This window comes from Paenibacillus sp. FSL R7-0345 (genome assembly GCF_038595055.1).
Taxonomy (GTDB): domain Bacteria; phylum Bacillota; class Bacilli; order Paenibacillales; family Paenibacillaceae; genus Paenibacillus_AQ.
Genome location: NZ_CP152002.1, coordinates 318,702 through 345,264 on the forward strand (window position 1 = coordinate 318,702; position 26,563 = coordinate 345,264).

Genomic DNA, 26,563 nt, shown 5'->3' on the forward strand with positions numbered 1-26,563 from the left:
TAATACGATTGCTGCATACCCTCTGAATGCTTTAAAGTTCTATTTGAGAAAACTTTCACATCCCCGCACGCTGCGGCTGATGTGCAAAAAAATTCAGGGGGTGGAGGACTGTATACAGACTAAGAAAGAGGGATAGCCGTTGAAACGGACAACAAAGATCGCGTTAGGAATAGCAGCAGTTATGATAGCTGCACTTCTCTTTATCGGAGTTCGCATAACCGGATACCGGGGCGACAATGGCGTCAGTGCCGATTTTCCCGATAAACCGATCACACTGATCGTACCTTATGCTGCCGGCGGGGGAACAGATACAACCGCGCGGGCTTTGGCTAAGGCTGCTGAGAAGGTGCTTGGACAGCCGGTAATCGTACTCAACCGGACAGGCGGCGGAGGTTCCGTCGGACTGATGGAAGGTGCGAATGCTAAGGCTGACGGCTACACGGTCACTTTTTTGCCGGCGGAGCTGACGATTCTGCCGCATCTGGGACTGCTGCCGATTACTTATGAGAAGTTTAAACCGATCGCCCAGACAAATTTTGATCCTTCCGCCATTACCGTAAGAGCCGAAGCGCCATGGCAAACTGTGAATGAATTTCTCGACTTTGCGAAAGCGCATCCAGGCGAATTGAAAATGGGAAACGCAGGAACGGGGAGCATATGGCATTTAGCTGCCGTAACATTGGAACGGGAAACCGGTGTGAAGTTCGCCCATATCCCCTTTGAAGGTGCGGGGCCGGCTGTCTCTGCTTTGATGGACGGCTTTGTCGATGCGGTACCTGTAAGTCCGGCCGAGGTGAAGAAATATGTGGATGAAGGAAAGCTGCGGACACTGGCAGTCAATGCCGACAAGCGCTCAGAAGCGCTGCCTGATGTGCCCACACTGGAGGAACAGACCGGAGTACATGTGAACTTTACCGGTACATGGAGAGGGCTTGCTGTACCTAAAGATACGCCGGATGCCATTTCGGAGCTGCTGGCAGAGGCCTTTATTAAAGGGACGGAAGACCGTAACTTTCGTGAAGCTATGACAATGAACGGGCTTGGACTGCTGGTTAAGGACGGTAAGGCGTTCTCGCGGCAGCTCAAAGAAAGCGATGATTTATTCTCACGGATGATCCCGGAGCTTGGACTGAGCCGTAACTGAGATGAAGGTGCGGCCGGGCAACAACATAAGATGAAGGGTATGATTAATTACTATGAAAATTAAAAAGACGCTCGACCGGATCCCCGGCGGCATGATGCTGGTACCGCTGTTCCTGGGGGCGATTATCCACACGGCCTTCCCTAATGCGGGCGAATATTTCGGCGGTTTCACCAAGGGGCTTATGACCGGTACGGTGCCGATCCTTGCTGTATGGTTCTTTTGTATGGGCGCAGCGATTGACGTGCGGGCGACTGGAACGGTACTGCGCAAATCCGGAACACTGGTATTGACCAAAATTGCTGTGGCCTGGGTTGTGGCCCTGATTGCCATTCAGTTCCTTCCTGAAGGCGGCGTTAAGAACGGCTTCTTCGCCGGCTTGTCAGTGCTCGCTATTATCTCGGCGATGGATATGACCAACGGCGGCTTGTATGCCTCCATTATGCAGCAGTACGGCACCAAAGAAGAATCCGGCGCGTTCGTGCTGATGTCCCTGGAATCCGGCCCGCTCGTAACCATGCTGATCCTCGGCAGTACCGGTGTAGCTGTGTTTGAACCGCATGTATTTGTAGGCGCTGTACTTCCATTCCTGGTCGGCTTCCTGCTGGGTAACCTTGACCACGACCTTCGCGCTTATTTCGGAAAAGCGACACAGACCCTCATTCCGTTCTTTGGCTTCGCACTCGGCAGCTCGATTGACCTTGGCGTCATTCTGGATACAGGCCTGCTGGGTATTCTGCTCGGTCTCACTGTTATTGTGATTACCGGTATTCCGCTGATTCTGGCCGACAAGTACATCGGCGGGGGCAATGGTACAGCAGGACTGGCCGCATCCAGCACCGCCGGAGCAGCTGTCGCGAATCCTATGCTGGTGGCTAACCTCAAGCCGGAATTCCTGCCTGCGGCCGAAACCGCAACAGCGCTTGTAGCCGCATCCGTTATTGTGACCTCCATTCTGGTTCCAATCATTACGGCTTACTATTCCGATTATATGAAGAAGAAGAAACCGCCGGTTGCAGAGGGGCCTTCTGATGTTGGAGTACCGAAAGCTGCTATTTAATTAATTCTTATAACAACGATAATAAAACACTTCATAAAATGAATCTATTTGCTGAACAACCCTCCGTACGCATAATGGCGTGATGCGGAGGGTTCTTTTTGTGCCCGGTTACCCCCTGTTAAAGTTGGTACAGCCGCTTCAGCCTGCACTGTCGTAATCTTGCTCTCCTGTTCCCGAAACCTGCATAAGCGGAAAACAATCGTTTATACTGGCGGTATGAGGTGATGTGATTATGGAGCAGGCATTATTTGAGCGTATTTATGCATCAGTGGTTAACCGCGAGCCGACTTATGACGGCATTTATTATACGGCTGTACTTACGACCCGTATCGTCTGCCGCCCCTCCTGCCGGGCCAGAACACCGAAGGCGGAGAATGTGGAATTTTATACGTCTTTGGAAAAAGCGGCCCGGGCGGGCTTCCGCCCGTGCAAGCGGTGCAAGCCCGAGGAAGGCGGCGTACTCCGCCCGGATGCGGTACTCGCTGCCCGGGCAGATGAGGTGATGGAGGCGCGGCTGGCTGAGAAGCTGACGCTGTCTAAGCTGGCAGAGGCGCTTACTGTCAGCCCGTATCATCTGCAGCGGACGTATAAGCGGGTAAAGGGCTATTCCCCGGCTGTAAAGCTGGACCAGCTGCGGTCGGACAAAGCCTGCAGGCTGCTGGCTCATACGGATACGCCGATTGCTGAGATTAGCAGAAATGCGGGCTTTGCGGGCGCTTCACATTTTGCCGCCTGGTTCACGCGCAGGAACGGCCAGTCACCAACGGATTACCGTAATCAATTTAAGGGAGGGATTGCTCATGAGCGGGATCACGAATAAACCGGGAACAGCCGGAAGCCGGAGGAATGCTGCTGCACAGCTGGTCATCCTCTATCATCATAACGTGACTCTTGGGGGCAGAGCATGGACATTATGGGCCAGCGCTAAGGGACTGATCCGCGTGTCCTATGAACAGGATCAGGGGCAGCTTCCGGCAGGCTGGCTGAATCTCCATGCCCCTTCTGCACGGCTTGAAGAGAATGCAGAAGTATTTGCGGAGATGGGCGTTATCGGTCTGCTGGAACGCTATTTTGCAGGCGAAGCTGTCAGCTTCAGCGGCCTGCCGCTGGACCTGTGGGGAACTGCCTTTCAGCAGGAGGTCTGGAAAGGGCTGCTGCAAGTTCCGCACGGACAGCTTGCTACCTATAAGGAGCTTGCAGTACAGATCGGCCGCCCGCTTGCGGTGCGTGCTGTCGGTGCCGCTAACGGACAGAATCCGGTTCCGGTTATTGTACCGTGCCACCGGGTCATCGGGGCGAACGGCACCCTGACCGGCTACCGGGGCGGGCTGAAGCTGAAGCAGGAGCTGCTGGCGCTGGAGGGAATCACACATGTGGGGGCGAAGGGTCATGAACGATTTGCTTTTTGAGCTGCCGTTGCCGGATTATTTTGATTTAAACGCTTGTCTGGCCTATATGCACAGGTCGCCGCTGGAATGCCTGTTCCGTCCGGACGATGAAGGGGTTAACCGTCTGTTTATTGTAGGGGGAGAGAGGCTCCTGATCCGGCTGACAACGGCGGAGGAACAGCCTCGGCGTCTGCAGGTTACACTGCTGAGCGGGGCTGTTCCGGGAGCGGAGGCCATAGCCTGGCTGGTCCGCTATATCGTGGAATGGTTTGATCTGGACCGCGATCTGGCCCCGTTCTATGAGCTTGCGGGACGGGACCCGCTGCTGCAGCCGCTGACAGTGAGCGAGCAGGGCCTGCGGATTATCGGCATTCCCGATCTGTTCGAGGCCTTGTGCTGGGCCATTCTCGGCCAGCAGGTTAACCTGGCGTTTGCCTACAGGCTCAAGCAGCGGATCACGGCCGAGTATGGCGCTTCACTTGAATATGAAGGACATACGTATTATCATTTTCCCGCACCTGAGGTGTTTCTGACGGTCACTCAGGAGGAGCTGTGCAGCCTGCAGCTGACCCGTAACAAAGCGCGGACGATCCTGGAAGTCGCTGCCCTTATCGCCGGAGACGGTCTAAGCCGGGAAGAACTGCTGGCCCTGCCGTCGCCGGAGGCAGCGGAAGTACGGCTGCTGAAGTTGCGGGGGATCGGCCCCTGGACCTCGCAGTATGTGCGGATGCGCTGCCTGCGCGATACCACTGCCTATCCGGTAGGCGATGTAGGGCTGCAAAACGTGGTCAAATTCCTGACCGGCATGGACCGCAAGCCTACGCCTGCGGAGCTGCTGGAGCTGGCGGTGCCCTGGAAGGGCTGGGAAGCCTATGCGACCTTTTATTTGTGGCGGGCGCTTTATTGAGCTAAGCTCCCGCTGACCGGGTCAGTTGCTTATTTCAGCAGCGGCTCCGCCAGCCGGACCATCTCTTCCTTGCTGAATAACTGCCCGCTCATCTCGTCGAGCTGGTACAGCAGGTATTCTTCCCGGCCGGGAATTTCAGCCGACCATGTAAGAGTATTACCGCCCTTGTATCGGGTGTAGATCAGCTCTGTGCCGCCCGCAGTCAGCTTCTCCGCAGTAAAATCAACCTTTTCATCTACATACATGGTAGGAAGGGCGGCGGTTTTACTGATCTGTACAGTAACTTCCTGCTCTCCTTTCCGGTAGGAAGCGGTCAGGGTGAGCAGTTTGTCTGACAATCCGACCGGCAGCAGGGCATAACCCTTACCCGACTGCTCTGCCTGCTTGCGCAGCTTGTCCGTTATCGCTGCCGCTTCTTCGGGGGCAGGCTTGATCGGCTCATATCGGGCGGAGGCGCTATGGAAGGTATAACCGTCAGGAAGCTGCTCTGCAAGGCCGAGGCCGGTCTCCTGTCCGCCCAGTTTAGCCTGTAGCACAGACCAATCGCCATAGACTACCGGTTTGGAACGTGTATCGGTTACCCCTTCCGGATTATGCGCAGTCACATAAATAATCGCCGCCGTACCGTCCTGGAGCAGCTGCTCCCCAAGCTCTCTGGTGTAATCAAGCCGCTGAATGACTTCCTCCTGCTGTACAGGGAATTCTGCGACCGGCTTTACCTGGTAAGTCAGCTCCCCGTCCTTATTCTTCAGGCTCTGGTAATGCACGGCTGCAAAACCGGAGGAGGCCGTCAGCAGCAGCCCCGCCATAACCAGTACGCCTACTTTATATTTCATGAAAAATCTCTCCTTTGTCTGCTTGGCGGCATATAAACGCTCCATCACCCTGCCGGACACATCCATTTCTGCTGGCGCAGCCTTAAGAAGGATGTCTCTCAATTCCTTTTCGCTGTAAACCGGCATAGCGGTCCTCTCCCTTCGCATTTGCATAGTATTTGCGGAACTTCTCCGCACTCCGTTCATACTTTTTCCGCAGCCGGGCGCTGTTCTGCTGCAGAACCAGGCTGATATCCTGATAGCTCATTTCTTCCACAGAACGCAGGATCAGCAGATTCCGTTCCTCTGCCGACAGCTTGGCCATAGCCCGCTGAACCTTTTCATCCAGATATTTGTCTTCGATCTGCCGGTCTACCGGCCTGTGCTGCGTCTCATCTTGATAGAACAGCTTGAGCGCCTTGCCCAGCTTCCGTTTGCGGAGCACATCGATGCACTGGTTGTAGGCGATTTTGTACAGCCAGGCTCCAAACGGCACTTCCGGATTATACTTGTCCAGAGAGCGGTAGGCCTTGAAAAAAACCTCCTGTGCGCTGTCCTCAGCCTCCGTATATGATCCGAGCATGTGGCAGCAGTACAGGACAATCTGTTTCTGGTATGCGAGAACGATACTCTCAAATCTGCCGGTATCCCCGGCCAGAACCCCGTCCACTGTGCGCTGCAGTTCTGTATTCTCCAAGGCTGTTCACCTCCTTTCAATCTGTACAACGGAGCAGGCAGCGGGAATGTGACATTTTTGCAGAAAAAGAACCCGACAGCCAAAAGGGCTGCCGGGTCTGAATAACAATTTTAGCGCTGCCGCTTCGTGAAAATCTGGAATGTAACGCCGAACTTGTCAGTCACCATGCCATAGGCAGTGCTGAAGTAGGCCGGCCCCAATTCAATGTCCACCTGCCCGCCTTCTTTCAGTACGTTGTACAGCTGCTCTGACGTTTCCGCGTCATTTGTGGAGATACAGAGATTGAGGCCGTTGCCCGTCTGCCGCGTCTGCCCCGGTTCCAGGTCGGCTACGAACATTGTGGTTTCACCGATACGGAGCACGGAGTGGGCAATACGCGCCATATCTTCTTCGGACAGGGGTACATCGTGATCCAGCGGGCCTTCCCCCACAGTCTGCATAAACAGCAGATTTGCGCCAAGACTCTCCTGATAAAATGAAATGGCCTCGCGCGCTGTTCCCTCAAGCATTATAAACGGATTTACTTCTATATTCATATAAAATCGCTCCTTCTTGCGGTAGATTTGCCCGTCCATCCGGGCTATGCTCTTATTGTAGGTTATAATAGTGACAACTATTGTCATAATAAAATAAAAACAACGGAGATCATACCATGTCCAAATCGAAACGGCTGCTCGACCTGATGATGACAGTCAACCGCAAACGTAAATTTACCGTCAGGGAGCTGGCCGATGAATTCGGCGTATCCACCCGGACCATCCTCAGGGATTTGCAGGAGCTGGGTGAGCTCGGCGTGCCGCTTTATTCAGAGGTAGGACCCCACGGGGGCTACCAGGTGCTGAATGAACGGATTCTTCCGCCGATTGCGTTTACGGAGGAGGAGGCGGTGGCGATTTTTTTTGCCAGCCATGCCCTGCGTCATTATGAGTATCTGCCCTTTAAAGAGGCATCGGTTTCAGCATTGCATAAATTCTATCATTATATGCCCGGCGATGTACGTGACCGGATTGATGAAATGAAGAACCGGATTGATTTCGTGACCCCGGCGCGCCAGGCCGAGTTTCCCTTCCTGTCAGTCCTGCTGGAGGCGGCTATAGATCAGAAGGTGCTGCTGATCGGCTATGAATCCAGAGGCGAGCGCAGCCTGCGCCCGGTGCAGCCGGTCGGCATTTATGCCAGCAACGGGCTGTGGTATTGCCCGGCTTATTGCTTTTTGCGCGGGAGTATCCGGGTATTTCGCTGTGACCGGATTGATGCTGTTAAGGAGCAGGCATCAGGTTATGAGCCGCTTGATCTGCGCCGGGTGCATCTGGGGAACAGGCATGAGTATGCGGCAGAGCCGCAGGCGGGCGTACAGCCTGATGGGACGGAAGCACAAAAAAGCCGGACTAAGGTCCGGCTGTACGCAGAGCTGACGGCTGCAGGTATGCAGGCCTGTGAGGCTGAGCTGTGGGCGGCGCCGCTGCTGCACAGCCGTGAGGGCGGGTCCGGCTGGCTGGAGGGGGAGGTTCCGGCGCAGGATCTGCGTTTCTTTGCCCGGTTTTTTACCGGGCTGGGCAATGAGGCGACCGTCCAGGAGCCGCCTGAGCTGGTAAGTGAGCTGAAGGCGATGCTGGAAGAGATGCTGCGAAAATACAGCTGAGCGGCCGGCAGGACCTCATGCTCCTGATTAGGAAGGCGGCAGGCGCTGCGAACTTCTCAGCCCAGCCATACCTCGGCCAGCCGGCGGATGCCTTCGCCGATCCGCTCCTCCGGGATTGCCCCGAAGCCCAGAATGAACTCAGGCGCATCGTTCCTGTGCGCCTCCGCTCCGGATTCACCCCACCACGTATACGACATCGGGGTCACACGGATTCCGGCGGCTGCAGCGGTCTCTGCCAGCCGGCGTGCATCAACGCTGCTGACCAGCCGCAGCAGCAAGTGAAAGCCGGCGCCCTGGCCGCGGACTGCTGCATGATCCCCGAAGTATAACTGAATGGCCTGCAGCAGGGCCTCATGCTTTTTCTGGTAGAGCAGCCGCATCCGCCGCAGATGTCTGGCGAAATGCCCGCGCTCCATAAAAAAATGCAGGGCAATCTGGTTCAGCCGCGAAGCGGAATGCTCAAGGTAGAGCTCCCTTGCGAGATTACGGTAAGCCGGCAGCAGCTTCTCCGGCAGCACCATGTAGTGTACACAGAGAGCCGGGGCAACAGATTGGGCGAAGCTGCCCATGTAGATCACCGGGCTGTTCTCCATAAGACCCTGCAGTGAGGGTACCGGTCTGCCGTGGTACCGGAATTCACCGTCATAATCGTCTTCAATGATATAACCACCCGTAGTTGCGGCCCAGTCCAGCAGGGCATGACGCTTGGCGATGGACATAATCATCCCGCACGGAAACTGGTGGGAGGGAGAAATGTATACAGCTCCTGCACCGCTATCACGCAGCTGTTCTATATCAAGCCCGTCCTCCTGCAGCGGAACTGGGATGATCTCATAGCCGTTTCTTGCAAAAGCAGCCGGCAGCAGATGATAGCCCGGATCTTCAATGCCGAGCCGCCGGTTACTGCCCGGCAGTATGTGGCCCAGCAGCGAGCAGAGCAAATGCTGGTCACCGCCGATTACGACCTGCTCCGGCAGGCAGTGCAGCCCGCGGAACTGCCGCAGATGGGCGGCAATGCTGGCGCGCAGGGCCGGCTCCCCCTGAGGGTCGCCATACTGGAGCAGGTCGGGATTAGCGAGCTGCTCCTGGAAGAGGCTGCGCCAGATTTTGTGGGGAAACAGCGAGAAGTCATTTTTGGAAATGTGAAAATCATAAACGTACTTTTGCGGGTCACGGGGTGTAATCGGCAGGACAGCTTGAATCAGCATCCGGCTTTGGCTTTCGGGCGGGTCAGCAGCAGCTTCTGCCCCGCTAAAATCATGCATTGGCTGAACACTAAATCCGCTGCGCGGCCGGCTGGCGATAAAGCCTTCGGAAACCAGCTGCTGGTAGGCCAGCTCAACGGGAGTGGCGCTGATATACAGCTGTCCGGCCAGGCTGCGGATGGAAGGCAGGCGTGTATCCGCAGGCAGTGTGCCGCCGAGAATCTCTTTTTTGAAATAGTCATACAGCTGTATGTAGTACGGGAGCTTCCCGTCATCGCTAAGCATGGGGTTTATCAGCATCCGTTTCTCCCATCTGTCCTTTGTAATTTACCCGTTTTGTATATTTTATAAAATACAGATATGGAATACCATAGAGCCAGTAAATGAGACAGGGGATGGCATAATGGGAAGACATTCAGGTTTATTGACAGGAGAACGGGTATATCTGCGACCGCTTAACGGAGAAGATGCTGAGCTGTATTATCATATGTTTTTTGGAGAGGAGACACGCCGGCTCACAGGAACGCAGCGGCATATCACTAAAGAGCAGATTTCTGCTTATATTGACCGCAAAGCGGGCGATGACAGTGCAGTGCTGCTGCTCATTTCCCTGAAAGAGAACGACGAGGTTATTGGTGACATTGCCATTCAGGATATGGACCGGGGCAACCGGACTGGCCATCTGCGCCTTGCGATCGGTGAAGAACGTCACCAGAATCAGGGATTCGGGCGGGAAGCGCTGCTGTTAATGCTGGAATACGGCTTCGGTATTTTGAATCTGCACCGGATTGAGCTGGAGGTCTACAGCTTTAACAGCCGTGCTGCCCATCTATATGAGAGCGCTGGTTTTGTGCGTGAGGGCGTGCGGCGGCAGACGCTTTTTTATAACCATGAGTACCATGATGTTGTAATGCTGGGCATGCTGGAAAGTGAATACCGGGAGCGTTATCTGAAATAAAGTCTGTAAATAGGTCAAATAAGGTCAAATAGGTTGAGCGGTAAAAATAACCTTTGAAAAATAAGCCGAAATGCCGGAAATTCCCGGTTTTTCGGTTTTTTTGGGTTTTGAAATGGTGCAGTGGGGGACGCTATAATAAAGCCATAAGAAAGGTCAAACAAAGTCAAAGTAAGTACAAAAAACACAAAACAAAAGTCAATGAGAGGAGAATGGAACATGTTTGATTTGGTCCCTTTTGGAAAACGCAGAGATGATGCATTTGGTGCTTTGGCAAAGTCGTTACATGATGTATTTAATGATGAGTTTTTTGCCCCGATGACCGGCAGCAGCGCCCTGTCTTTCCGGACAGATATCCGCGAGAGTGAGCAGGCTTATCTGATTGAGGCTGAACTGCCGGGCTTTGGTAAGGACGATATCGACATTGATTATGCCAGCCCCTACTTGACGATTAAAGCGGTGCGCAAGGAAGAGAAGAACGAGGAAAATGACAAGCAGCAGGTTGTGCGCCGGGAGCGGCGTTATGGTGAATATGTCCGCCGTTTCTACGTGCAGGATATCAACGGTGATGACATCCGGGCTTCGCTGAAGGACGGGCTGCTGCGGCTTGAAGTGCCTAAGCGGCAAAAAACCGCCGGCAAGCGGATCGAAATCCAGGATCACAGCAATTCCGGAACGGAGCTTCAATAAGCTGTTCAGTCCGGTGGAGTGCTGAAGCTGTATGGGGCGGCTTCACCTGGCTTTATATATAGAAGTCTATACGAAGGCGCATTGTAGTGGGATACCGGCTATGATGCGTCTTTTATGAATACCATAGATGGATAAGATGCAGAGTCTTTTTTTGAAAGGAGAGGATTCTCTTGGCGGCCAAAAATTACTATGATGCGCTTGGCGTAAGCAGGCAGGCAAGCAAACAGGAGATTAAAAAAGCTTACCAGAAGCTTGCAAAGCAGTGGCATCCCGATGTGAACAAGGCCCCGGAGGCGGAGGCCAGGTTTAAGGAGGCCGCGGAAGCCTACGAGGTGCTGGGCAATGAAGAGAAGCGGGCGGCTTATGATGAGGAGCTGCGCTACGGGGCATCCGGGTTCGGCTCAGCCGGGGGCCGGCGGACCGGCGGTCCGTCATCAGGTGGCGGGCAAGGCCCTTTTGGAGCAGGCCGGGAGTCTGCGTTCAGGGCCCGCGGCGCTTCTGCTTCCGGCAGCGGGATCGACGAGGATGAGCTGTTCGGGATGTTTTTTGGCAGCCGGGGAGCGGCGGACCGGGCGGGCTTTGATTTTTTTAGCGGAAGCGGCGGGGGCTTCGGCTTCAGCGGCGGCGGACGCGGTATGGCGCAGGCCCGGCTGGAGATTACGCTGGAACAGGCTTATAAAGGCGGCAACGTGAATGTTCAGGCCGGCGGCCGGGAGGTGGCGGTCAGTATTCCGCCGCGCTCACCGGAGGGAACTGTGATCGGGGTGCCGGGCGCGGCCGGCCAGAGTGAGGAGCTGCTGATCGTTCTGCAGCTTGCTCCGCATGATATTTACGGAATCGAGGACGGGGATCTGCTCGGCACGGTCGAGGTTGCGCCATGGCAGGCAGTGCTTGGCGGGGAAGCCAGAGTGCCGCTACCTGACGGCAGCAGCATTAAGCTGAAGATCCCGGCCGGAACGGCAAGCGGCCATACGCTGCGCATTCCGGGAAAGGGACTGAAGCGGCAGAACGGCACGAACGGCGACATCCTGTTCCGGATGGAGATTGTCATTCCGGCGGGTACGGACGAAGCGGAGAAGGCGCTCTACCGGAAGCTGGCTGAAGCCAGCAGCTTCCAGGCCGGAGTGAAACACGGAAGCAGCGGAAAACGGCGGCAAAAAGCGGCCACGGGCTAAACATAAGAAAGGTGATGAATATATATGGATTTTAACAAGTTAACACAAAGGCTGCAGGAAGCGGTCGCTGCAGCACAATCGCTGGCGGCTGCTGCCGGGCATCAGGAGATTGACAATCTCCATCTGCTCAAGGCGCTGCTCCAGCAGCAGGAGGGACTGCTGCCAAGGCTGCTGCAGAAGCTGAATGTTCCCGCAGCCGAGCTGCTGCGTGGTACAGAAGAGCTGCTGCAGCGGAAGCCGAGCGTCAGCGGGTCGGGCGCAGGCACGATGCGGCGCTACGCATCAGCCTCGCTGATTGAAGTGCTGGAGCAGGCCGAGAAGGAAGCGGCCGCGATGCATGATGAGTTCGTGGCTGTGGAGCACGCCGCACTGGCGATGGTTTCAGACAACGGCAGCGCTAACCGGGAGCTGCGCGGCTTATTTACCAGCCGCGGAATTACACGCGACAAGCTGTTGTCAGTGCTGGCGGAGATCCGCGGCCATCAGCGGGTGACCAGCAGGGAGCCGGAGGCCACCTATGAGGTGCTGGAGAAGTACGGCCGTGATCTGGTCGCCGAGGTGCGCGCCGGCAAAATTGACCCGGTCATCGGACGCGACGGCGAAATCCGCCGGGTGATCCGCATCCTCTCCCGTAAAACGAAGAACAACCCGGTGCTGATCGGGGAGCCGGGGGTCGGGAAGACGGCGATCGTTGAAGGGCTGGCCCACCGGATTGTCCGCCGGGACGTGCCGGAGGGATTGAAGGACAAGACGATTTTTTCACTGGATATGAGCGCGCTGGTTGCCGGTGCCAAGTACCGCGGGGAGTTTGAGGAGCGGCTGCAGGCGGTGCTCAAGGAAATCCGCGAGAGCAACGGCCGGATTCTCCTGTTCATTGATGAGCTGCATACAATCGTAGGCGCAGGGAAGACCGAAGGGGCGATGGACGCCGGTAACATGCTGAAGCCGATGCTGGCCCGCGGAGAGCTGCATTGTATCGGGGCAACCACACTGGATGAATACCGCAAGTATATCGAGAAGGACCCGGCACTGGAGCGCCGCTTCCAGCAGGTGCTGGTCAGCGAGCCGGACGTTGAGGATACCATCTCCATTCTGCGCGGGCTGAAGGAACGGTTCGAGGTACATCACGGGGTCAAAATCCATGACAGCGCCCTGGTTGCCGCCGGTGTGCTGTCGAACCGCTACATTACGGACCGCTTCCTGCCTGATAAGGCGATTGACCTGGTGGACGAAGCCTGCGCGATGATCCGCACCGAGATCGATTCGATGCCGGGCGAGATGGATGAGGTCACCCGCCGCCTGATGCAGATGGAGATTGAAGAAGCGGCGCTTAAGAAGGAAACCGATGATGCCAGCGCGCGGCGGCTGGAGAGTCTGCAGCGTGAGCTGGCAGACCTTAAAGAGAAGCATTTGGGCATGACAGCCAGTTGGGAAAAAGAGAAATCGGCCATCCAGGGCATCCGTGACCTCAAGAAGAAGCTGGAGCAGGCCCGCAAGGAGCTGGTCGACGCCCAGGAGGTTTACGACCTGAACAAGTCGGCCGAGCTCAGCTACGGCATCATCCCCGAGCTGGAGAAGCAGGTGAAGGCTGCTGAGGAAGCAGCGCAGCAGGATCAGGAGACCCGGCTGCTGCGCGAAGCCGTGACCGAGGAGGAGATCGCCGACATCGTGTCCCGCTGGACCGGAGTTCCGGTCAGCAGGCTCGTCGAGGGCGAGCGGGATAAGCTGCTGCGGCTGGAGGAGACGCTGCATGAGCGGGTCGTCGGTCAGGAGGAGGCCGTCTCGCTGGTGGCCGACGCCGTGCTGCGTGCCCGGGCCGGAATCAAGGACCCGAACCGGCCGATCGGCTCGTTCCTGTTCCTCGGGCCGACCGGGGTCGGCAAGACCGAGCTGGCGAAGGCGCTGGCGGTCTCGCTATTCGACCGCGAGGACGGCATGATCCGCATCGACATGTCGGAGTACATGGAGAAGCACAGCGTCTCCCGCCTCGTCGGTGCGCCTCCGGGCTACATCGGCTATGAGGAAGGCGGCCAGCTCACCGAGGCGGTCCGCCGCCAGCCGTATACAGTCGTCCTGCTGGACGAGGTCGAAAAGGCCCATCCGGATGTGTTCAATATCCTGCTGCAGCTGCTTGATGACGGGCGGCTGACCGACTCGCAGGGCCGGATCGTCGATTTCAAGAACACGATCGTTATCATGACCTCGAACATCGGCTCACCGCATCTGATCCAGGGAACCGATGACAACGGTGATCTGACCCAGGCGGTCAAGGACCGTGTAATGAAGGAGCTGAGCGGCCATTTCCGTCCGGAGTTCCTCAACCGCGTGGACGACATCGTCATGTTCAAGCCGCTGACGATGACGGAAATCGGCCAGATTGTCGTCAAGCTGGCCGACGGTCTGCGGCTGCGCCTGGCTGAGCGCGGCGTCGGGCTGCTGCTGAGCGATGCCGCCGTACGATTCATCGCGCAGGAAGGCTTTGACCCGGTCTACGGGGCGAGACCGCTCAAGCGGTTCATCCAGCGCAGTCTGGAGACGCCGGTCGCGCGGGCGCTGATCGCCGGGGAAGCGGCAGAGGGATCGGTGCTGGCTGTCGATGAAACAGACGGCAAGCTGAGTGTGGAGATCCGCCAGCCGGAGCCTGCTGGTGCTGCGGGCAAGGCGTGAGCGGGCAGTATGTGGCTGGCCTGTTTGATCGCGGTGAATATGTGCGGCTGCCCGGCTGGTGAAAGCAGCGGATGTGTGCGGCTACCCTACTAGTGATAGTTGCAGATATGTGAGCTGTCTGGCCGGAGAAAGTGCCGGATGTGTGAGCTGCCCGGCTGGTTTTCGTAGCGAATATACACGATAGCCCGACTGGAGAGCCGCCTCAGGCTGCGGGCCGGGAGCTGGATTAGCGGGATTTTCGCGGCATGGGCTTACTGCCCTGTTTACCGCTGGCGGATAGTTGGGCACTTGGACAAACGGAGGTAGTCAGCATTTCAGCAGTCTCCATATGGAATAGCTGCACTTTGTACAACTAAACAGGCTGGAACCCCGGCTCTTTCAGATATAACTGCACTTCGTGCAGCTATTCCTGGAGTTTTCAGCCCAAAAAGCCCGTTTGCGGATTTTTAATTGCACAAACTGCAATTAAAGGACGCTGCGGGCTTGTTTTGGTTAGGAATAGTTGCACAGAGTACAGTTAATCTGCAGATTAGGATGATCGGCCAGCCGAATTAAGCGATACGTGGCTGACCGCGCCAGTCTCTATAGGGCAAAGTTAGTTTATAAAGCGGCGGATTAGCCTTTGGGGTTTTTTCAGCGCCTCCACCGAGCACCAGCTCACATAGAGCCAAGATCAGTCCAACGTTACTCCACCCAAGGAATCAGCTTAGGCTGCTGATCGAGAATGGACTGATACTGTTCCTTCCAGCCGTACTGTCCATCGGGGTCCAGCAGCATGTAGCGCAGGTATTTATCAAGCCGGTATTCCGGCCTGGACCAGCCCAGATGCTTGAGCCGCAGGTTGCTGAGCTGATGGGGCAGCTCAAAAATATTCTCCGGCAGCCGGCCGCAATGCTGCGGTGAGGTATTCCATACGTAGGTGAACTCCTCGCGGTAACGCAGCAGAAACGGCCGGTAGCTCTGGTGGGACCGCCAATAGTGATCCTCACGGTAATGATTATCGTCCCAGAAATCATACAGCCGGAAGCAGAACAGGTCGCAGGCCTCCTCCTGCAGCAGCAGTTCGATGTCTGTGGCAAACCGCGCCTCAAAAACCTCATCGGCATCGAGGCTTAAAATCCAATCGGGGTTGGTTTTAACGACTTCCTCCCACTGCTGCATCCGCAGATCGGCTTCATTATGGAACCTGGAGACATCATTACGCACCAGATGCAGCGGAATGCCGTGCAGCACCTCACGGCAAATATCCGCCGTGTTGTCGGTGCTGCCGTCATCGATAATGACGGCCTCGTCAATATATTTGCGGTGCTCCTGCAAAACCTGCCGCAGGAAGCGCTGGCTCTCGTTTTTGACAACCATCGTCAGCGTGAGCTTGGGCCGCCGGGCTGCCGCCGTCCCCTCCGGGCGGCTGTCAGCCGGGAGAACCTTGCGCAGGTGTACTTCCGCCTCTGCAGCAGTCCATACCCCGTCAGCCGATCCAACTCCGCCATCCGCCTTGTCCCCGCCACCGTCTGCCGCACCAGCTCCATCATCCGCCTTCTCCCCGCCGCCGTCCGCCGCACCAGCTCCGCTATCCGCCTTGCCCCCGCCTAACGTATCACCGCCGTGGGCTGCACCAGCTCCGCCCTTAGCCGCTTCACGCCCTGCATCTTCCATGCTGTCGCTACCTACAGCCGTCTCACGTCCCGCTTCTTCCACACTGGCCCCGCCCGCCCCAGACTCTGCAGTCGTCTGCCGGACATAAGCCGCGACCTTCGCCAGGTCGCTGTCGCGGTACAGATGCAGCGCCGGGTAGTGGGTGTCCACATACAGCGGGATGCCGAGGGCGGCGGCGCGGATGCAGAAATGGCGGTCCTCGCCCCAGTAGGAGATGTTGCGGATCATATCATAGCTGACCCCGGAGCTGATCGCCCGGCGGCTGATCAGGGTACAGGCGCCAAGGCCGCCGACCTCATAGATTCCCGGCAGCTGCAGCTTGGCCAAAAAGCTGTGAAACCGCTGGTTGATCTCCGCCTGGCTGGGCTTTTCCCCGGGCAGGATCTCCCACTGGTTGTATTCATCATGCATCCAGACCTGCGGCTGCAGAATGGTCCCCGGCTGCCACTGGGTCCAAAAGACCTCTGAGATGATATCCTTTCCCGTCCCGATCAGATGCAGCAGGGTATCCGGGTGGAGGATCAGATCGGAATCGATCAGGAACAGATGATCATAGCCGAAGGCTTCTGCCCGCCGGATCATCAGATTTTTGAACCCGGCTACCTTCCAGACCAGATCAGAGTTCCAGTAATGCGTGGTGTCATTGCGGATATAGGCATCATGAAAGCCGGAGGACTGCAGAAACACCTCACTGCCGGCCGGGGCGAACTGCTGCAATAGCAGGCTGGAGGCGCTGTCCCCGTTGTCATCGATAAAATAAAAATCGAGTGTAATCCCGTCACGCCGCAGGCGCAGCAGCGAGCTCAGGAAATGCTCCAGCACTTGGGGCTTTTGATGAATCGGGCTGCCGATCAGCACCCGGATCTTCGTCTCACTCATAACCTGACACTCCTGTGCAGGGTCATCATAATCGAACATCCCCCTGTATATGCAAATAGATGATATGAAATATATGTATTCAATATATTGAGAGAAGTACTAGACTAAACCAGATTTTTTACAGATGTAAGGAAATTTATGGATTGGTGCTTTGTGAAGGGCTGTTGTACAATACCGCATAGACAGATACAAACCTTGCATATGAAGTGGGAGGAGTGGGGAAATGGAGCAGTCATCACCCCTGAAGGTGGAGCAGCTGATCAAGCTGCTGCTGGCGATGAATCCGCGTGCCGAGGTGTACTGGCATGATGCCGACGGGCAGTACAGGGCGCTTTTGGATGAGGACATAGAAGAGATTTACGCACCGGAGAAGGCAGCCAAGACGATCGTTCAGTTCGGCAGCCCCCGCCAGCCCCGGCAAGTGGAGGATACCCTATGAAGCGGGCGGCAATTACCCTGGAAAAGGGGCAGGTTATCGGGCTGGAGCTTTATGAGCAGGATGCACCCGGGACAGTGGCCAATTTTGAAAAGCTGGCGAACAGCGGTTTTTATAACGGTCTGACCTTTCAGCGGGTAGTCCGGGGATTCGTAGCTCAGGGCGGATGCCCGGATGGTACGGGACGCGGCGGTACAGAGAAGATTCCCTGCGAAACACACAACAATCCGCATAAGCATGTGCGCGGGGCGCTGTCGATGGCGCATTTCGGGCCGAATACAGGCAGCTGCCAGTTTTTTATCTGCTATGATGCCTTTGATTATCTGGACCCGTGGCATACGGTATTTGGCGGTGTGACCGATGGCATGGAGCATGTGGACATGCTCAGGCGCGGGGACGTTATAAGGGAGATCCGCGTATGGGAGAGTGCCTGAAGTCAGCATGCCGTGGGCTTTTGATTTAATTTACATTTATGAAAAAATCAATCATTGTAATTCCGAGTATTCCGATATATAATTCAGAAACAGAAAGTGATATTGCTCACAACATGGAGGAGAGAGAGACATGAAAAGAGGGTTATCTGGAATTGCCGTTTTAATGCTGTTAACATTTTTGATTAGTGCATGCTCCGGCGGAAACAACGCGGCATCGAACAATACAAGCGAGACACTGGCGGCTACTGAAGCAGCTGCCAGCACAGAGCCGAAGGACGGCGGCAGCCTGATTATCGGGGTCGCTTCCGATCCGCAGGTACTTAACCCGAACTACGCAGGTGACCGTGTCAGCCTGACTATTGACCAGGCGCTTTACGCGCCGCTGTTCCAGGTGAACAAAGGCGAGAAAACCTTTTACCTGGCAGAAAGCCTGACCCCTTCGGAAGACAACCTGACTTACACACTGAAGCTGAAGGATGGTCTGACCTGGCATGACGGTGAGAAGCTGACTGCTGATGACGTGGTATTCACGATCGACAGCATTCTGGACGAGAAGCAGAACAGCTTCCTGCGCGCCAACTTCCTGATTAACGACCAGCCGATCACAGCTACCAAGGTCGACGATCTGACTGTTGAGTTCAAGCTTCCGCAGGTTAGCCCGGCGTTCGAAGCCACACTGGTTCAGGTATCCCCGATTCCGAAGCATGTCTTCGAGAACGAAGCCGACATTGAGAAGAGCACCAAGAATGCTGCTCCTGTAGGCTCCGGTCCGTTCAAGTTTAAAGAGTACAAAGCAGGCGAGTACCTGACCCTGGAGCGTTTTGATAACTACTTCGGCGGCAAACCGCATCTGGATTCCGTTACGTACCGTATTGCCAAGGATGCCAACGCGGCTAACCTGGCCCTGCAGAACGGCGAAATCAACGTGCAGTACCTTGATCCTAAAGATGTAGCTACGATTCAAGCGACTAACAATTTCGAAATTCTGCCTTACAGCGAAGGACGTCTGGCTTATCTGATGTTCAATTCGAACAGCGATACCGGCGCCCTTGCCAAAAAAGAAGTCCGTCAGGCACTGTCCCTTGCCCTGAACCGCGACGAGCTGATCCAGACGGCTTACACTTCAAGTGAATATGCGGATCCGGCCCACTCGTTCCTGACCCCGGATGCCCTGTATTTCACAAATGATGTAACAACCTTTGATAATGACACTGCAAAAGCGAAGGAACTCCTGGCAGCTGCCGGCGAAAGCAGCCTGAAGCTGAGATACATTGTACAGAGCGGCAACAAGGCCCAGGAAGCTATCTCCCTGTATGTTCAGCAGAAGCTGAAGGAAATCGGCGTTGAGGTTGAACTGCAGAACATGGATTCCTCCGCATGGGTACAGAAGTTCATCGACCTGACAGCTACTGACTATGAGCTGGCGCTGACCGGCTACATTATGGGTTATGACCCGGATGCTTACCGCATTCTGTTCACTACCGGCGCTTCTTCCAACTACTCGCATTACTCTAATGCTGAAGTTGATAAGCTGTTGAACGAAGGTGCTGGCGAGGCGGACACAACCAAACGCGGCGAAATCTACAAGCAGGTTCAGGAAACCATTGCTGCAGATGCACCGATCTATCCGATCGCTTATACTAAGACTGTTGTGGCTGTATCCAAAAACTACGGCGGCATCGACGAAGCTGTCCTGAAGCCGGTTGTTATTTTCGAAGACCTGTCCAAAATCTATCAAAAATAAGTTCAGTCCAAAATAAGCACGGCGAAAATAAGCTGGACCTCCTCCAGCTTATTTTTTTGCCGATCATGAGCTGGGAGAATTACGTATGAGACAACTCATCGTCCGCAGGCTGGCGCAGACCATTCCGATGCTGTTTTTCGTATCGGTTGTCTGCTTTGCCATGATTAAGCTGGCGCCGGGAGATCCGGTGCTGTCCTTTGTTACACCTAATATGCATGCCGATGACATCGAGCGGATCCGCCATAACCTGGGTTTGGACAAACCGGCCTATATTCAATATTTTATCTGGTTAGGCGAGCTCGTTCAGGGCAATTTCGGCTATTCCCTGGTTAACCACCAGCCGGTGCTGGATCAGATTCTGGAGCGCCTGCCTGCTACAGCAGGCCTGATGGGCAGCGCAATCGCGCTTGCCGTGCTGCTGGCGGTTCCGCTCGGCCTGATTGCCGGAGCAAACCGCAACCGCTGGGTGGATAAGCTGGTCAATCTGATCGCTTACATCGGGATTTCCGTTCCGCTGTTCTGGCTGGCGATTCTGCTGATGTACCTGTTTGCGATCAAGCTGCATCTGCTGCCGAGCATGGGCATGCGTACCATTGGCGTGGAGTCCGCTGTTGACGTGCTGAAGCACGGCATACTGCCCTGCACTGTCCTGGCCTTCGGCTTCCTTGCAACCTATGTCCGCTATATCCGGTCCAGCACAATCGGCCAGCTGAAGGAAGAATATGTGCAGATTCAATATGCCTTCGGATCAAAGAAATCAACGATCCTGTTCCGGCATGTCCTGAAGCATGTTCTGCTGCCGGTGATTACACTGCTCGGTATGTCTATGGGCGACCTGGTAGCCGGAGCGATTGTGACGGAGACGGTCTTTTCCTGGCCGGGTATCGGCTCACTGGGAATGACGGCTGTCCGGGGGATGGATTATCCGGTCATTATGGGCATTACACTGTTCTCATCGCTGATGCTGATCATCGGCAATATGGCCGCGGATATTCTCTACAGCTTTGTAGATCCGCGCATCAAATTAAAGGGGTGACCTCATGAATCGCAGTAAATGGAAAAACTTGCAGTCCGAGCTGTTTACAAACGGTCTGGGTGTCGCCGCGCTCGTTATCTTGGTAGTCTTTACACTGGGGGCGATTTTTGCCTTTCTGTCCGGGTATGATCCGAATGCAATGGACGCAATGAACAGACTTACACCGCCGGGCAGCACCCACTGGTTCGGAACGGATGACTATGGCCGCGATTATCTGGCGCGTGCGCTTTACGGCGGGCGTGTCTCCCTGCTCGTCGGCTTTGCTTCTATGATTGTCGCCACCGTAATTGGTGTAGCCGTAGGGGTCATCAGCGGCTATTTTGGCGGCTGGCTGGATAATCTGCTCATGCGGATGCTGGATATTATCATGTCAATTCCTTCCTTTCTGATTCTGCTGCTGCTAAGTGTGTTCCTTAAGCCTAGCGTCGGCAATATCATCATTATTATTGCCCTGCTGATGTGGATGAGCGTGGCCCGGGTCATCCGGGCGGAGACGCTGACGATCAAGGAACGTGAATATGTGCTGTACGCCAAGGCCTCCGGCCAGAGCGCTTCGGGTATCATTTGGCGGCATATTCTGCCGGGCCTGATTCCGGTAACGATTGTCGGGGCAACGAACAACATCGCTTCAGCCATTATGATGGAATCCTCACTGAGCTTCCTCGGCTTCGGTGTGCAGCCGCCGAACGCCACCTGGGGCAGTATGCTGAACAGCGCGCAGGGCTATATTGCCCAGGCGCCTTATCTGGCGCTGTTCCCGGGGCTGATGATTCTGCTGACAGTGCTGAGCTTTAATGTGCTGGGCGATATTTTACGGGTCGGCTTTGAACCTAAGCTGATCCGGAGATAGGGGAGTGAAGACATCATGAGTGAGCGGCTGCTCTCTGTTGAGGATTTGCAGGTTTCGTTCTCCACCCGTGACGGGGAGAACCAGGCTGTGCGGGGTGTGAGCTTCCATATTAATGCCGGCGAAACTGTCGGGATTGTCGGGGAATCCGGCAGCGGGAAGAGTGTTACAGCCAAAGCGATCATGTCGCTGATTACCCCGCCGGGCCGGATTACCTCCGGCAGGATTCAGTTTCAGGGCAAGGAGCTGACGGGTCTTTCCGAGAAGGAATGGCGGAAGCTGCGCGGCAACCGGATTGCGATGGTCTTTCAGGACCCGATGACCTCGCTGAATCCGGTCAAGAAAATCGGCCAGCAATTAACGGAAGTCATCCGCAGACACCGCGGATTAAATAAAGCGGACGCCAACAAGGAAGCGGCTGAAATGCTGCGGCAGGTAGGCATCCGTGACCCTGAGCAGCGGCTGAACCAGTATCCGCATGAATTCAGCGGCGGGATGCGCCAGCGGGTTATGATCGCAATGGCGCTTTCCTGCCAGCCGGAGCTATTGATCGCTGACGAGCCGACCACGGCGCTGGACGCGACCATTCAGGCGCAGATCCTCGATTTGTTCAAGGAGCTGAAGGGTAAGTCGGATACTGCAGTCGCGCTGATCACCCACGATCTCGGTGTGGTCGCACAGGTCTGCACCCGGGTTGTCGTCATGTACGGCGGACTGGTCATGGAGGAGGGGACGGTCGAAGACATCTTCTACCGCCCGCAGCACCCGTACACACAAGGGCTGCTGCGCTCGATTCCGAAGCGCGGCGGCGGCTCGCGCGAGCGGCTGATCCCGATCGAGGGCACACCGCCCGATCTGCTGAATCCGCCTCCGGGCTGCCCGTTTATGGAGCGTTGCCCGCATGCCTTTGAGCGCTGCAGCCAGCGCCCGCCGGTGACCGGGCTGTCGCCCGGACACCGCTCGATGTGCTGGCTGGCGGCTGGCGTGCAGCCGGCAGCGCCGGCTGTGGAAGGGGGCGTTACACGGTGAGCGAAAGTAAGATATTAGTTGACGTAAATAATCTCAAAAAGCATTTCTCCAAGGGCAAAGACCTGCGCGGACGCGATACATCTGTGCTGAAGGCTGTGGACGGCGTAAGCTTCCAGATCCGCCGCGGAGAGACCTTCGGGCTGGTCGGCGAGTCGGGCAGCGGCAAGTCAACGGTCGGGCGCTGCCTGCTGCGGCTGTACGATTATACGAGCGGTGAAGTATCCTTTGACGGGCAGCCGCTCGGACGCCTGGGCGAGAAGCAGCTGAAGCCTTTCCGCAGACGGATTCAGTCGATTTTCCAAGACCCTTACTCTTCGCTGAATCCCAGTCTGAATGTGCTGGATCTGATCAGCGAGCCGATGAAGATCCATGGCGTATACCAGGGAGACGAGCGTAAGGAAGCGGTAGCCGCGCTGCTGGAAAAGGTGGGCCTGAAGCGGGAGCATCTGTACCGCTATCCCCATGAGTTCAGCGGCGGGCAGCGCCAGCGGATTTCCATTGCCAGAGCGCTGTCGGTAAGGCCCGAGTTCGTCGTCTGTGATGAGCCGATCTCGGCGCTTGACGTCTCCGTTCAGGCCCAGGTGGTCAACATGCTGGAGGATCTGCAGGCCGAGTTCGGGCTGACCTATCTGTTCATCGCCCATGACCTGTCGATGGTCCGGCATATTTCCGACCGGATCGGCGTTATGTACGGCGGGCGGCTGGTTGAGGTAGCGGAGAGCGATGAGCTGTATGACAACCCGCTCCACCCGTACACTAAAGCGCTGCTGTCCTCCATTCTGGAGACAGATCCGCTGAAGGCAACAGAGCGGATTCATCTGGACGGCTTCTCTGTCTCACGGGGCGAGGGCGAAGCAGCACCGCTGCAGGAAGTAAGCCCGGGCCATTTTGTAGCTTACGATTTCAAGGAATAAACAGGAGGTAATGAGATGACGGAATCAGTGAATAAAGTCAAATTATCGCAATGGGATGCCTTGCTGCTTGAATCGTTGCGCGGACAGGGCTGGACGGATGAGCAGCTGCTCGGGATCACATCCGCAGCAGAGCTGCCGGAGGATAACAGCCCGTTTGAATTCGATTATAAGCAGCTGGCTGCTTTTGCGGCAGAGAAGCCTGAGGAGTACCGGAAGGCAGTAACTGAAGGTTATCAGATCAAATACAACACCATCCGCGGCATCCGCAGCTGGATTCTGGTTGCGCTCGGCAAGGAGCCGAAGCTGGAGCTGGAGGAAGGCCGGGAAGCGGTTGAAGCGGAATTGACTGCCGATGACAGAACCCGTGTCGAGCAGGTTCTGTCCTTCGGCTGGTCGATCAGTCCTGCCGATCCGCAGGCGGACGGTATATACCGGATTGAACCGGTCCAAAGATAAATAGCATCATTAACAAACGAACGGCCCTCCGGCATCATGCCGGGGGGCTGTTTATATTACATTTCTGTTGCGGGTACAGGAAACAGGGATAATCACAGCACCACAAGCATGAAATAGACTAAGGGATGGAAGCGGTGCAGTCCCTCATAACTACATATTCAGCTGAATCTTGCGGGTGCTGAGCACACCGTCCAGTCCGGTAGGGTCTGCGCTTACTTTATGAGCCACAAAGGCTTCTGCCCGCTCTGAAGTGCGGATCCGCACCGGCTTGGTCTCCATATGCACCAGCTCCCACATGACTCCGGCTACCGACTCTGCCGTCTGCGGCTCCACATTACGCTGCAGAAAAGCCGCGGTATAGGCATCGATTACCGGCTTATACTCATCCTCCAGAATACCGCCGCTGCCGGCCACTTGACCCATTACCGTATTGGTGAATTCTGTTGCGATTGCCCCGGGTTCAAGCAGGGTTACATCAATGTTGAACTGCGGCTTGTAGTAGGTAGCCAGGCTTTCGAGCAGTCCTTCCACTGCAAACTTGCTGGCACAGTAAATTTCGTTCATCGGCTGGCCGACAAGCCCGCCTACGCTTGAAGTGGCGACGATATGCGCATATCCGCTTCTTTGCAGCAGCGGAAGCGCCGCCCGGATCGTGTGCATCACTCCGTAGACATTGGTGTCGAATACACGCTGAATGTCTTCCGCCGGCGCCTGGCCGAGGGCACGGAGATAGCCGAAGCCGGCGTTTGCGAACAGCACATCCAGTGAGCCCTGCTCCTCCGTAATCCGGTCAATCACGCTCTGGATGCTGGCCGGATCGGTAACCTCCAGCTGCACAAAATACAGATTCTTTTCTCCACGGTACAGCTCCTGGTCGCGCTCCTGATTCCGTGTCCCGGCATAGACAGTCCAGCCTTCCCGGGCGAACCGCAGCGCTGTGGCCAGTCCGATTCCTGAGGATGCACCGGTAATGCAGATGATTTTGCCCATAGTCTTTTTGCCTCCTGAATGTAGGTTGAGAAACAAATTTTTACACATTGTAGCACAATGCGTGTGCAGCTTTCTTAAGTTTACATAAAGACTGCATTTTCGCGTATTTTTGCGGACACCTTATGTTGTAGGATCGTTTTCATTACGGTAGACTATAATGGAGTCTATAGTTGTAAGCGAATGGAGAGGAACAATGGAAGTGTTTAAGCGTTACTACGCAAATTTGACGGTCCGGCGCTTTGGAATTCTCGTGCTGATCGGTCTGCTGCTCTACAGTATCAGAGATATGCTTAATCTGGTGCTGCTGACGTTTTTGATTGCTTATGTGATGAACAGCTTTCAGGTGCTGCTGACAAAGCGCATCAGCAAGTTTATCAAAGTGAACAGCAAGGTCGTTATTGTTGTTCTATACTTGGCGCTGATTGCGATGATCGTGCTTGCCCTGGTTAAATATTTGCCCAAAGTGTTCGAGCAAGTCAAGCAATTAACGACTTATTTATCGAATCTAACTTCTGATGACATCCCGCAAAACCAGATTACCCTGTACCTGTTCGATATGCTCAAGGACCTCAATTACCAGTCCTACCTCAAGGGCGGAATCGATTATGTGTTCAAAATCAGCAACTGGGGTACCACCTTCGTATTATCCACCATTCTGAGCTTTGTTTTCATTCTGGAAAAAGGCCGCATTGTCAGCTTTACTTCCCGCCTGAGAGAGAGCAAGATTTCCTGGTTCTACGTCGAGCTTGAGTATTTCGGCAAAAAATTCATCTCCTCCTTCGGCAAAGTCATTGAGGCGCAGATCCTGATTGCGCTGTTCAATACCGTTTTCACTGTTGTCGGATTATGGATTCTGGGCATGTTCTTTTCACCGTTTCCGTATCTGTTTGCACTTTCGATTATGATTTTCCTGCTCAGCCTGATCCCGGTGGTCGGCTTTGTCATCTCGCTCGTCCCGCTCTGTATTATCGGTTATAATATCGGCGGACTGGAAATGGTCATCTATGTACTGGCCATGATCGCTATCCTGCACTTTATGGAAGGCTATTTCCTTAATCCGAAGCTGATGTCCTCGAAGATGAACCTGCCGATGTTCTACACGTTTGTCGTGCTGCTCTTCTCGGAGCATTACATTGGCGTATGGGGACTGATCCTGGGGATTCCGATCTTCGTCTTTTTCCTGGATATCCTTGAGATTACCCGCGACGAGCCGCCGAAGGTGTTGAAGTAACCAGAAGGAAGCAGCATATATAATAAAAAAGGCAGCCCCCCAAGCAGAAACCTGCCGGCGGGCTGCCTTTTACATATTCATTAACAGAAAGATCAGCCGAAAGTGGTGGTGATGCTTTGTGTTACAAGCTCTCTTAATTCGGCTTTTTGGGCTATGTACTGATCAGCCGTTATGCTGCCGCTGGCCAGACGCAGATCGAGCTGTTCCGTCAGCTGTGCGACCTGCAGGTCAACGACGCTGTCCACATTGCCGCCGTTCTCGGCTGCGATATCCTTCAGGGATTTGCCTTCATAAAGTGACTCATACAGCTCTTCATCGGAGGACTGGTTCAGCGCGTCCAGAAGCGCATCCTTATCAGCCGCAGGGGTCGAAGTGGACCATTTGGCTACCGGAGAGGCCAGGGCGGCGGTTCTGCCCCAGGTTGTTCCTCCAAAAGACATGGCGACAATCATTGTCCCGACAATCATCACTCGTTTTATATTCATGTAAATATCCTCTTTTCATAGTTAATTATATCGGCAGGGGGTTATAGGCTGGGTCGGTTAGGATAAGTATGCTTAAATGCATTA

26 protein-coding genes are annotated in these 26,563 nt (G+C 55.4%); 19 read left to right on the top strand and 7 right to left on the bottom strand.

What is annotated here, in order from left to right; translation table 11 throughout:
* Positions 1–181: 181 nt before the first annotated feature.
* From NST84_RS01365 to NST84_RS01385, 5 genes are all read left to right on the top strand, one after another.
* A complete protein-coding gene (locus NST84_RS01365) occupies positions 182–1,144 on the top strand; it encodes a tripartite tricarboxylate transporter substrate binding protein (RefSeq protein WP_342566318.1) in 963 nt (320 codons plus the stop codon).
* 52 nt (positions 1,145–1,196) lie between these two features.
* Positions 1,197–2,201 (top strand): 2-keto-3-deoxygluconate transporter, encoded by a 1,005-nt coding sequence (kdgT, locus tag NST84_RS01370; RefSeq protein WP_342563889.1) that lies wholly within the window; start codon positions 1,197–1,199, stop codon positions 2,199–2,201.
* A gap of 232 nt (positions 2,202–2,433) precedes the next feature.
* On the top strand, positions 2,434–3,021 hold the full coding sequence (locus NST84_RS01375) for an Ada metal-binding domain-containing protein (protein WP_342563890.1): 588 nt from the start codon (positions 2,434–2,436) through the stop codon (positions 3,019–3,021).
* Entirely contained in the window at positions 3,002–3,610 is a 609-nt protein-coding gene (locus tag NST84_RS01380; protein ID WP_342563891.1) for a methylated-DNA--[protein]-cysteine S-methyltransferase, read from the top strand. Before NST84_RS01375 ends, NST84_RS01380 begins: the two co-directional genes overlap by 20 nt.
* A complete protein-coding gene (locus tag NST84_RS01385) occupies positions 3,591–4,496 on the top strand; it encodes a DNA-3-methyladenine glycosylase (protein ID WP_342563892.1) in 906 nt (301 codons plus the stop codon). The genes NST84_RS01380 and NST84_RS01385 overlap by 20 nt, the downstream gene beginning before the upstream one ends.
* A 29-nt stretch (positions 4,497–4,525) precedes the next feature.
* On the opposite strand, the gene NST84_RS01390 is transcribed toward NST84_RS01385, so the two are convergent.
* The 3 genes from NST84_RS01390 to NST84_RS01400 all read right to left on the bottom strand — a co-directional run bounded on the left by NST84_RS01390 (position 4,526) and on the right by NST84_RS01400 (position 6,544).
* The gene (locus NST84_RS01390; RefSeq protein WP_342563893.1) at positions 4,526–5,332 is read right to left on the bottom strand and encodes a hypothetical protein; all 807 of its coding nucleotides are present in this window, start codon (positions 5,330–5,332) and stop codon (positions 4,526–4,528) included.
* A gap of 82 nt (positions 5,333–5,414) precedes the next feature.
* A complete protein-coding gene (locus NST84_RS01395; protein WP_342563894.1) occupies positions 5,415–6,008 on the bottom strand; it encodes a sigma-70 family RNA polymerase sigma factor in 594 nt (197 codons plus the stop codon).
* A 110-nt stretch (positions 6,009–6,118) separates the two neighbouring features.
* Positions 6,119–6,544, bottom strand: coding sequence for a VOC family protein (locus NST84_RS01400; protein WP_342563895.1), 426 nt, complete (start codon positions 6,542–6,544; stop codon positions 6,119–6,121).
* Between the two features lie 116 nt (positions 6,545–6,660).
* On the opposite strand from NST84_RS01400, the gene NST84_RS01405 reads away from it, so the two are divergent.
* Entirely contained in the window at positions 6,661–7,650 is a 990-nt protein-coding gene (locus tag NST84_RS01405; RefSeq protein ID WP_342563896.1) for a YafY family protein, read from the top strand.
* Positions 7,651–7,706: 56 nt separating this feature from the next.
* On the opposite strand, the gene NST84_RS01410 is transcribed toward NST84_RS01405, so the two are convergent.
* The gene (locus tag NST84_RS01410) at positions 7,707–9,155 is read right to left on the bottom strand and encodes a PLP-dependent aminotransferase family protein (RefSeq protein WP_342563897.1); all 1,449 of its coding nucleotides are present in this window, start codon (positions 9,153–9,155) and stop codon (positions 7,707–7,709) included.
* A 103-nt stretch (positions 9,156–9,258) separates the two neighbouring features.
* On the opposite strand from NST84_RS01410, the gene NST84_RS01415 reads away from it, so the two are divergent.
* The 4 genes from NST84_RS01415 to clpB all read left to right on the top strand — a co-directional run bounded on the left by NST84_RS01415 (position 9,259) and on the right by clpB (position 14,342).
* A complete protein-coding gene (locus tag NST84_RS01415; protein ID WP_342563898.1) occupies positions 9,259–9,813 on the top strand; it encodes a GNAT family protein in 555 nt (184 codons plus the stop codon).
* A 216-nt stretch (positions 9,814–10,029) separates the two neighbouring features.
* Complete coding sequence (locus tag NST84_RS01420; protein ID WP_342563899.1) at positions 10,030–10,500, top strand: Hsp20/alpha crystallin family protein; 471 nt, start codon at positions 10,030–10,032, stop codon at positions 10,498–10,500.
* A gap of 170 nt (positions 10,501–10,670) precedes the next feature.
* Positions 10,671–11,675, top strand: a complete 1,005-nt coding sequence (locus NST84_RS01425; protein ID WP_342563900.1) for a DnaJ C-terminal domain-containing protein — start codon at positions 10,671–10,673, stop codon at positions 11,673–11,675.
* 24 nt (positions 11,676–11,699) lie between these two features.
* Positions 11,700–14,342, top strand: coding sequence for an ATP-dependent chaperone ClpB (gene clpB / locus NST84_RS01430; RefSeq protein WP_342563901.1), 2,643 nt, complete (start codon positions 11,700–11,702; stop codon positions 14,340–14,342).
* A 684-nt stretch (positions 14,343–15,026) separates the two neighbouring features.
* Here the strand turns inward: clpB and NST84_RS01435 are convergent.
* On the bottom strand, positions 15,027–16,877 hold the full coding sequence (locus tag NST84_RS01435) for a glycosyltransferase (RefSeq protein WP_342563902.1): 1,851 nt from the start codon (positions 16,875–16,877) through the stop codon (positions 15,027–15,029).
* A 223-nt stretch (positions 16,878–17,100) separates the two neighbouring features.
* Between NST84_RS01435 and NST84_RS01440 the strand changes: the two genes are divergently transcribed.
* The 8 genes from NST84_RS01440 (at position 17,101) to NST84_RS01475 (ending at position 23,773) form a co-directional block, all read left to right on the top strand.
* Positions 17,101–17,316 (top strand): hypothetical protein, encoded by a 216-nt coding sequence (locus NST84_RS01440; RefSeq protein WP_342563903.1) that lies wholly within the window; start codon positions 17,101–17,103, stop codon positions 17,314–17,316.
* Complete coding sequence (locus NST84_RS01445) at positions 17,313–17,747, top strand: peptidylprolyl isomerase (RefSeq protein WP_342563904.1); 435 nt, start codon at positions 17,313–17,315, stop codon at positions 17,745–17,747. Before NST84_RS01440 ends, NST84_RS01445 begins: the two co-directional genes overlap by 4 nt.
* Before the next feature lie 130 nt (positions 17,748–17,877).
* Entirely contained in the window at positions 17,878–19,491 is a 1,614-nt protein-coding gene (locus NST84_RS01450) for an ABC transporter substrate-binding protein (protein WP_342563905.1), read from the top strand.
* Between the two features lie 85 nt (positions 19,492–19,576).
* Positions 19,577–20,527, top strand: a complete 951-nt coding sequence (locus NST84_RS01455; protein ID WP_342563906.1) for an ABC transporter permease — start codon at positions 19,577–19,579, stop codon at positions 20,525–20,527.
* Positions 20,528–20,531: 4 nt separating this feature from the next.
* Positions 20,532–21,377: an ABC transporter permease gene (locus tag NST84_RS01460; RefSeq protein ID WP_342563907.1), complete on the top strand. Its 846-nt coding sequence runs from the start codon at positions 20,532–20,534 to the stop codon at positions 21,375–21,377.
* Positions 21,378–21,392: 15 nt separating this feature from the next.
* Positions 21,393–22,403, top strand: coding sequence for an ABC transporter ATP-binding protein (locus NST84_RS01465; RefSeq protein WP_342563908.1), 1,011 nt, complete (start codon positions 21,393–21,395; stop codon positions 22,401–22,403).
* Entirely contained in the window at positions 22,400–23,317 is a 918-nt protein-coding gene (locus NST84_RS01470; RefSeq protein WP_342563909.1) for an ATP-binding cassette domain-containing protein, read from the top strand. The genes NST84_RS01465 and NST84_RS01470 overlap by 4 nt, the downstream gene beginning before the upstream one ends.
* A gap of 15 nt (positions 23,318–23,332) precedes the next feature.
* A complete protein-coding gene (locus tag NST84_RS01475) occupies positions 23,333–23,773 on the top strand; it encodes a hypothetical protein (RefSeq protein ID WP_342563910.1) in 441 nt (146 codons plus the stop codon).
* A gap of 150 nt (positions 23,774–23,923) precedes the next feature.
* Here the strand turns inward: NST84_RS01475 and NST84_RS01480 are convergent, their stop codons facing one another.
* A complete protein-coding gene (locus NST84_RS01480) occupies positions 23,924–24,763 on the bottom strand; it encodes an SDR family oxidoreductase (protein ID WP_342563911.1) in 840 nt (279 codons plus the stop codon).
* 193 nt (positions 24,764–24,956) lie between these two features.
* On the opposite strand from NST84_RS01480, the gene NST84_RS01485 reads away from it, so the two are divergent.
* Positions 24,957–25,994, top strand: a complete 1,038-nt coding sequence (locus NST84_RS01485) for an AI-2E family transporter (protein ID WP_342563912.1) — start codon at positions 24,957–24,959, stop codon at positions 25,992–25,994.
* Positions 25,995–26,086: 92 nt separating this feature from the next.
* Here NST84_RS01485 and NST84_RS01490 read toward each other — a convergent pair whose 3' ends face one another.
* A complete protein-coding gene (locus NST84_RS01490; protein ID WP_342563913.1) occupies positions 26,087–26,479 on the bottom strand; it encodes a hypothetical protein in 393 nt (130 codons plus the stop codon).
* Between the last annotated feature and the right edge of the window lie 84 nt (positions 26,480–26,563).

Excerpts from the sequence above, each read along its gene's own strand:
- kdgT (WP_342563889.1), top strand. The coding sequence starts at position 1,197 with ATGAAAATTAAAAAGACGCTCGACCGGATCCCCGGCGGCATGATGCTG.
- clpB (WP_342563901.1), top strand. The coding sequence starts at position 11,700 with ATGGATTTTAACAAGTTAACACAAAGGCTGCAGGAAGCGGTCGCTGCA.
- NST84_RS01380 (WP_342563891.1), top strand. The coding sequence starts at position 3,002 with ATGAGCGGGATCACGAATAAACCGGGAACAGCCGGAAGCCGGAGGAAT.
- NST84_RS01415 (WP_342563898.1), top strand. The coding sequence starts at position 9,259 with ATGGGAAGACATTCAGGTTTATTGACAGGAGAACGGGTATATCTGCGA.
- NST84_RS01490 (WP_342563913.1), bottom strand. The coding sequence starts at position 26,479 with ATGAATATAAAACGAGTGATGATTGTCGGGACAATGATTGTCGCCATG.
- NST84_RS01365 (WP_342566318.1), top strand. The coding sequence starts at position 182 with ATGATAGCTGCACTTCTCTTTATCGGAGTTCGCATAACCGGATACCGG.
- NST84_RS01480 (WP_342563911.1), bottom strand. The coding sequence starts at position 24,763 with ATGGGCAAAATCATCTGCATTACCGGTGCATCCTCAGGAATCGGACTG.
- NST84_RS01420 (WP_342563899.1), top strand. The coding sequence starts at position 10,030 with ATGTTTGATTTGGTCCCTTTTGGAAAACGCAGAGATGATGCATTTGGT.
- NST84_RS01445 (WP_342563904.1), top strand. The coding sequence starts at position 17,313 with ATGAAGCGGGCGGCAATTACCCTGGAAAAGGGGCAGGTTATCGGGCTG.
- NST84_RS01440 (WP_342563903.1), top strand. The coding sequence starts at position 17,101 with ATGGAGCAGTCATCACCCCTGAAGGTGGAGCAGCTGATCAAGCTGCTG.
- NST84_RS01385 (WP_342563892.1), top strand. The coding sequence starts at position 3,591 with ATGAACGATTTGCTTTTTGAGCTGCCGTTGCCGGATTATTTTGATTTA.
- NST84_RS01390 (WP_342563893.1), bottom strand. The coding sequence starts at position 5,332 with ATGAAATATAAAGTAGGCGTACTGGTTATGGCGGGGCTGCTGCTGACG.
- NST84_RS01465 (WP_342563908.1), top strand. The coding sequence starts at position 21,393 with ATGAGTGAGCGGCTGCTCTCTGTTGAGGATTTGCAGGTTTCGTTCTCC.
- NST84_RS01405 (WP_342563896.1), top strand. The coding sequence starts at position 6,661 with ATGTCCAAATCGAAACGGCTGCTCGACCTGATGATGACAGTCAACCGC.
- NST84_RS01450 (WP_342563905.1), top strand. The coding sequence starts at position 17,878 with ATGAAAAGAGGGTTATCTGGAATTGCCGTTTTAATGCTGTTAACATTT.
- NST84_RS01435 (WP_342563902.1), bottom strand. The coding sequence starts at position 16,877 with ATGAGTGAGACGAAGATCCGGGTGCTGATCGGCAGCCCGATTCATCAA.
- NST84_RS01400 (WP_342563895.1), bottom strand. The coding sequence starts at position 6,544 with ATGAATATAGAAGTAAATCCGTTTATAATGCTTGAGGGAACAGCGCGC.
- NST84_RS01485 (WP_342563912.1), top strand. The coding sequence starts at position 24,957 with ATGGAAGTGTTTAAGCGTTACTACGCAAATTTGACGGTCCGGCGCTTT.
- NST84_RS01375 (WP_342563890.1), top strand. The coding sequence starts at position 2,434 with ATGGAGCAGGCATTATTTGAGCGTATTTATGCATCAGTGGTTAACCGC.
- NST84_RS01455 (WP_342563906.1), top strand. The coding sequence starts at position 19,577 with ATGAGACAACTCATCGTCCGCAGGCTGGCGCAGACCATTCCGATGCTG.
- NST84_RS01460 (WP_342563907.1), top strand. The coding sequence starts at position 20,532 with ATGAATCGCAGTAAATGGAAAAACTTGCAGTCCGAGCTGTTTACAAAC.
- NST84_RS01475 (WP_342563910.1), top strand. The coding sequence starts at position 23,333 with ATGACGGAATCAGTGAATAAAGTCAAATTATCGCAATGGGATGCCTTG.
- NST84_RS01410 (WP_342563897.1), bottom strand. The coding sequence starts at position 9,155 with ATGCTGATAAACCCCATGCTTAGCGATGACGGGAAGCTCCCGTACTAC.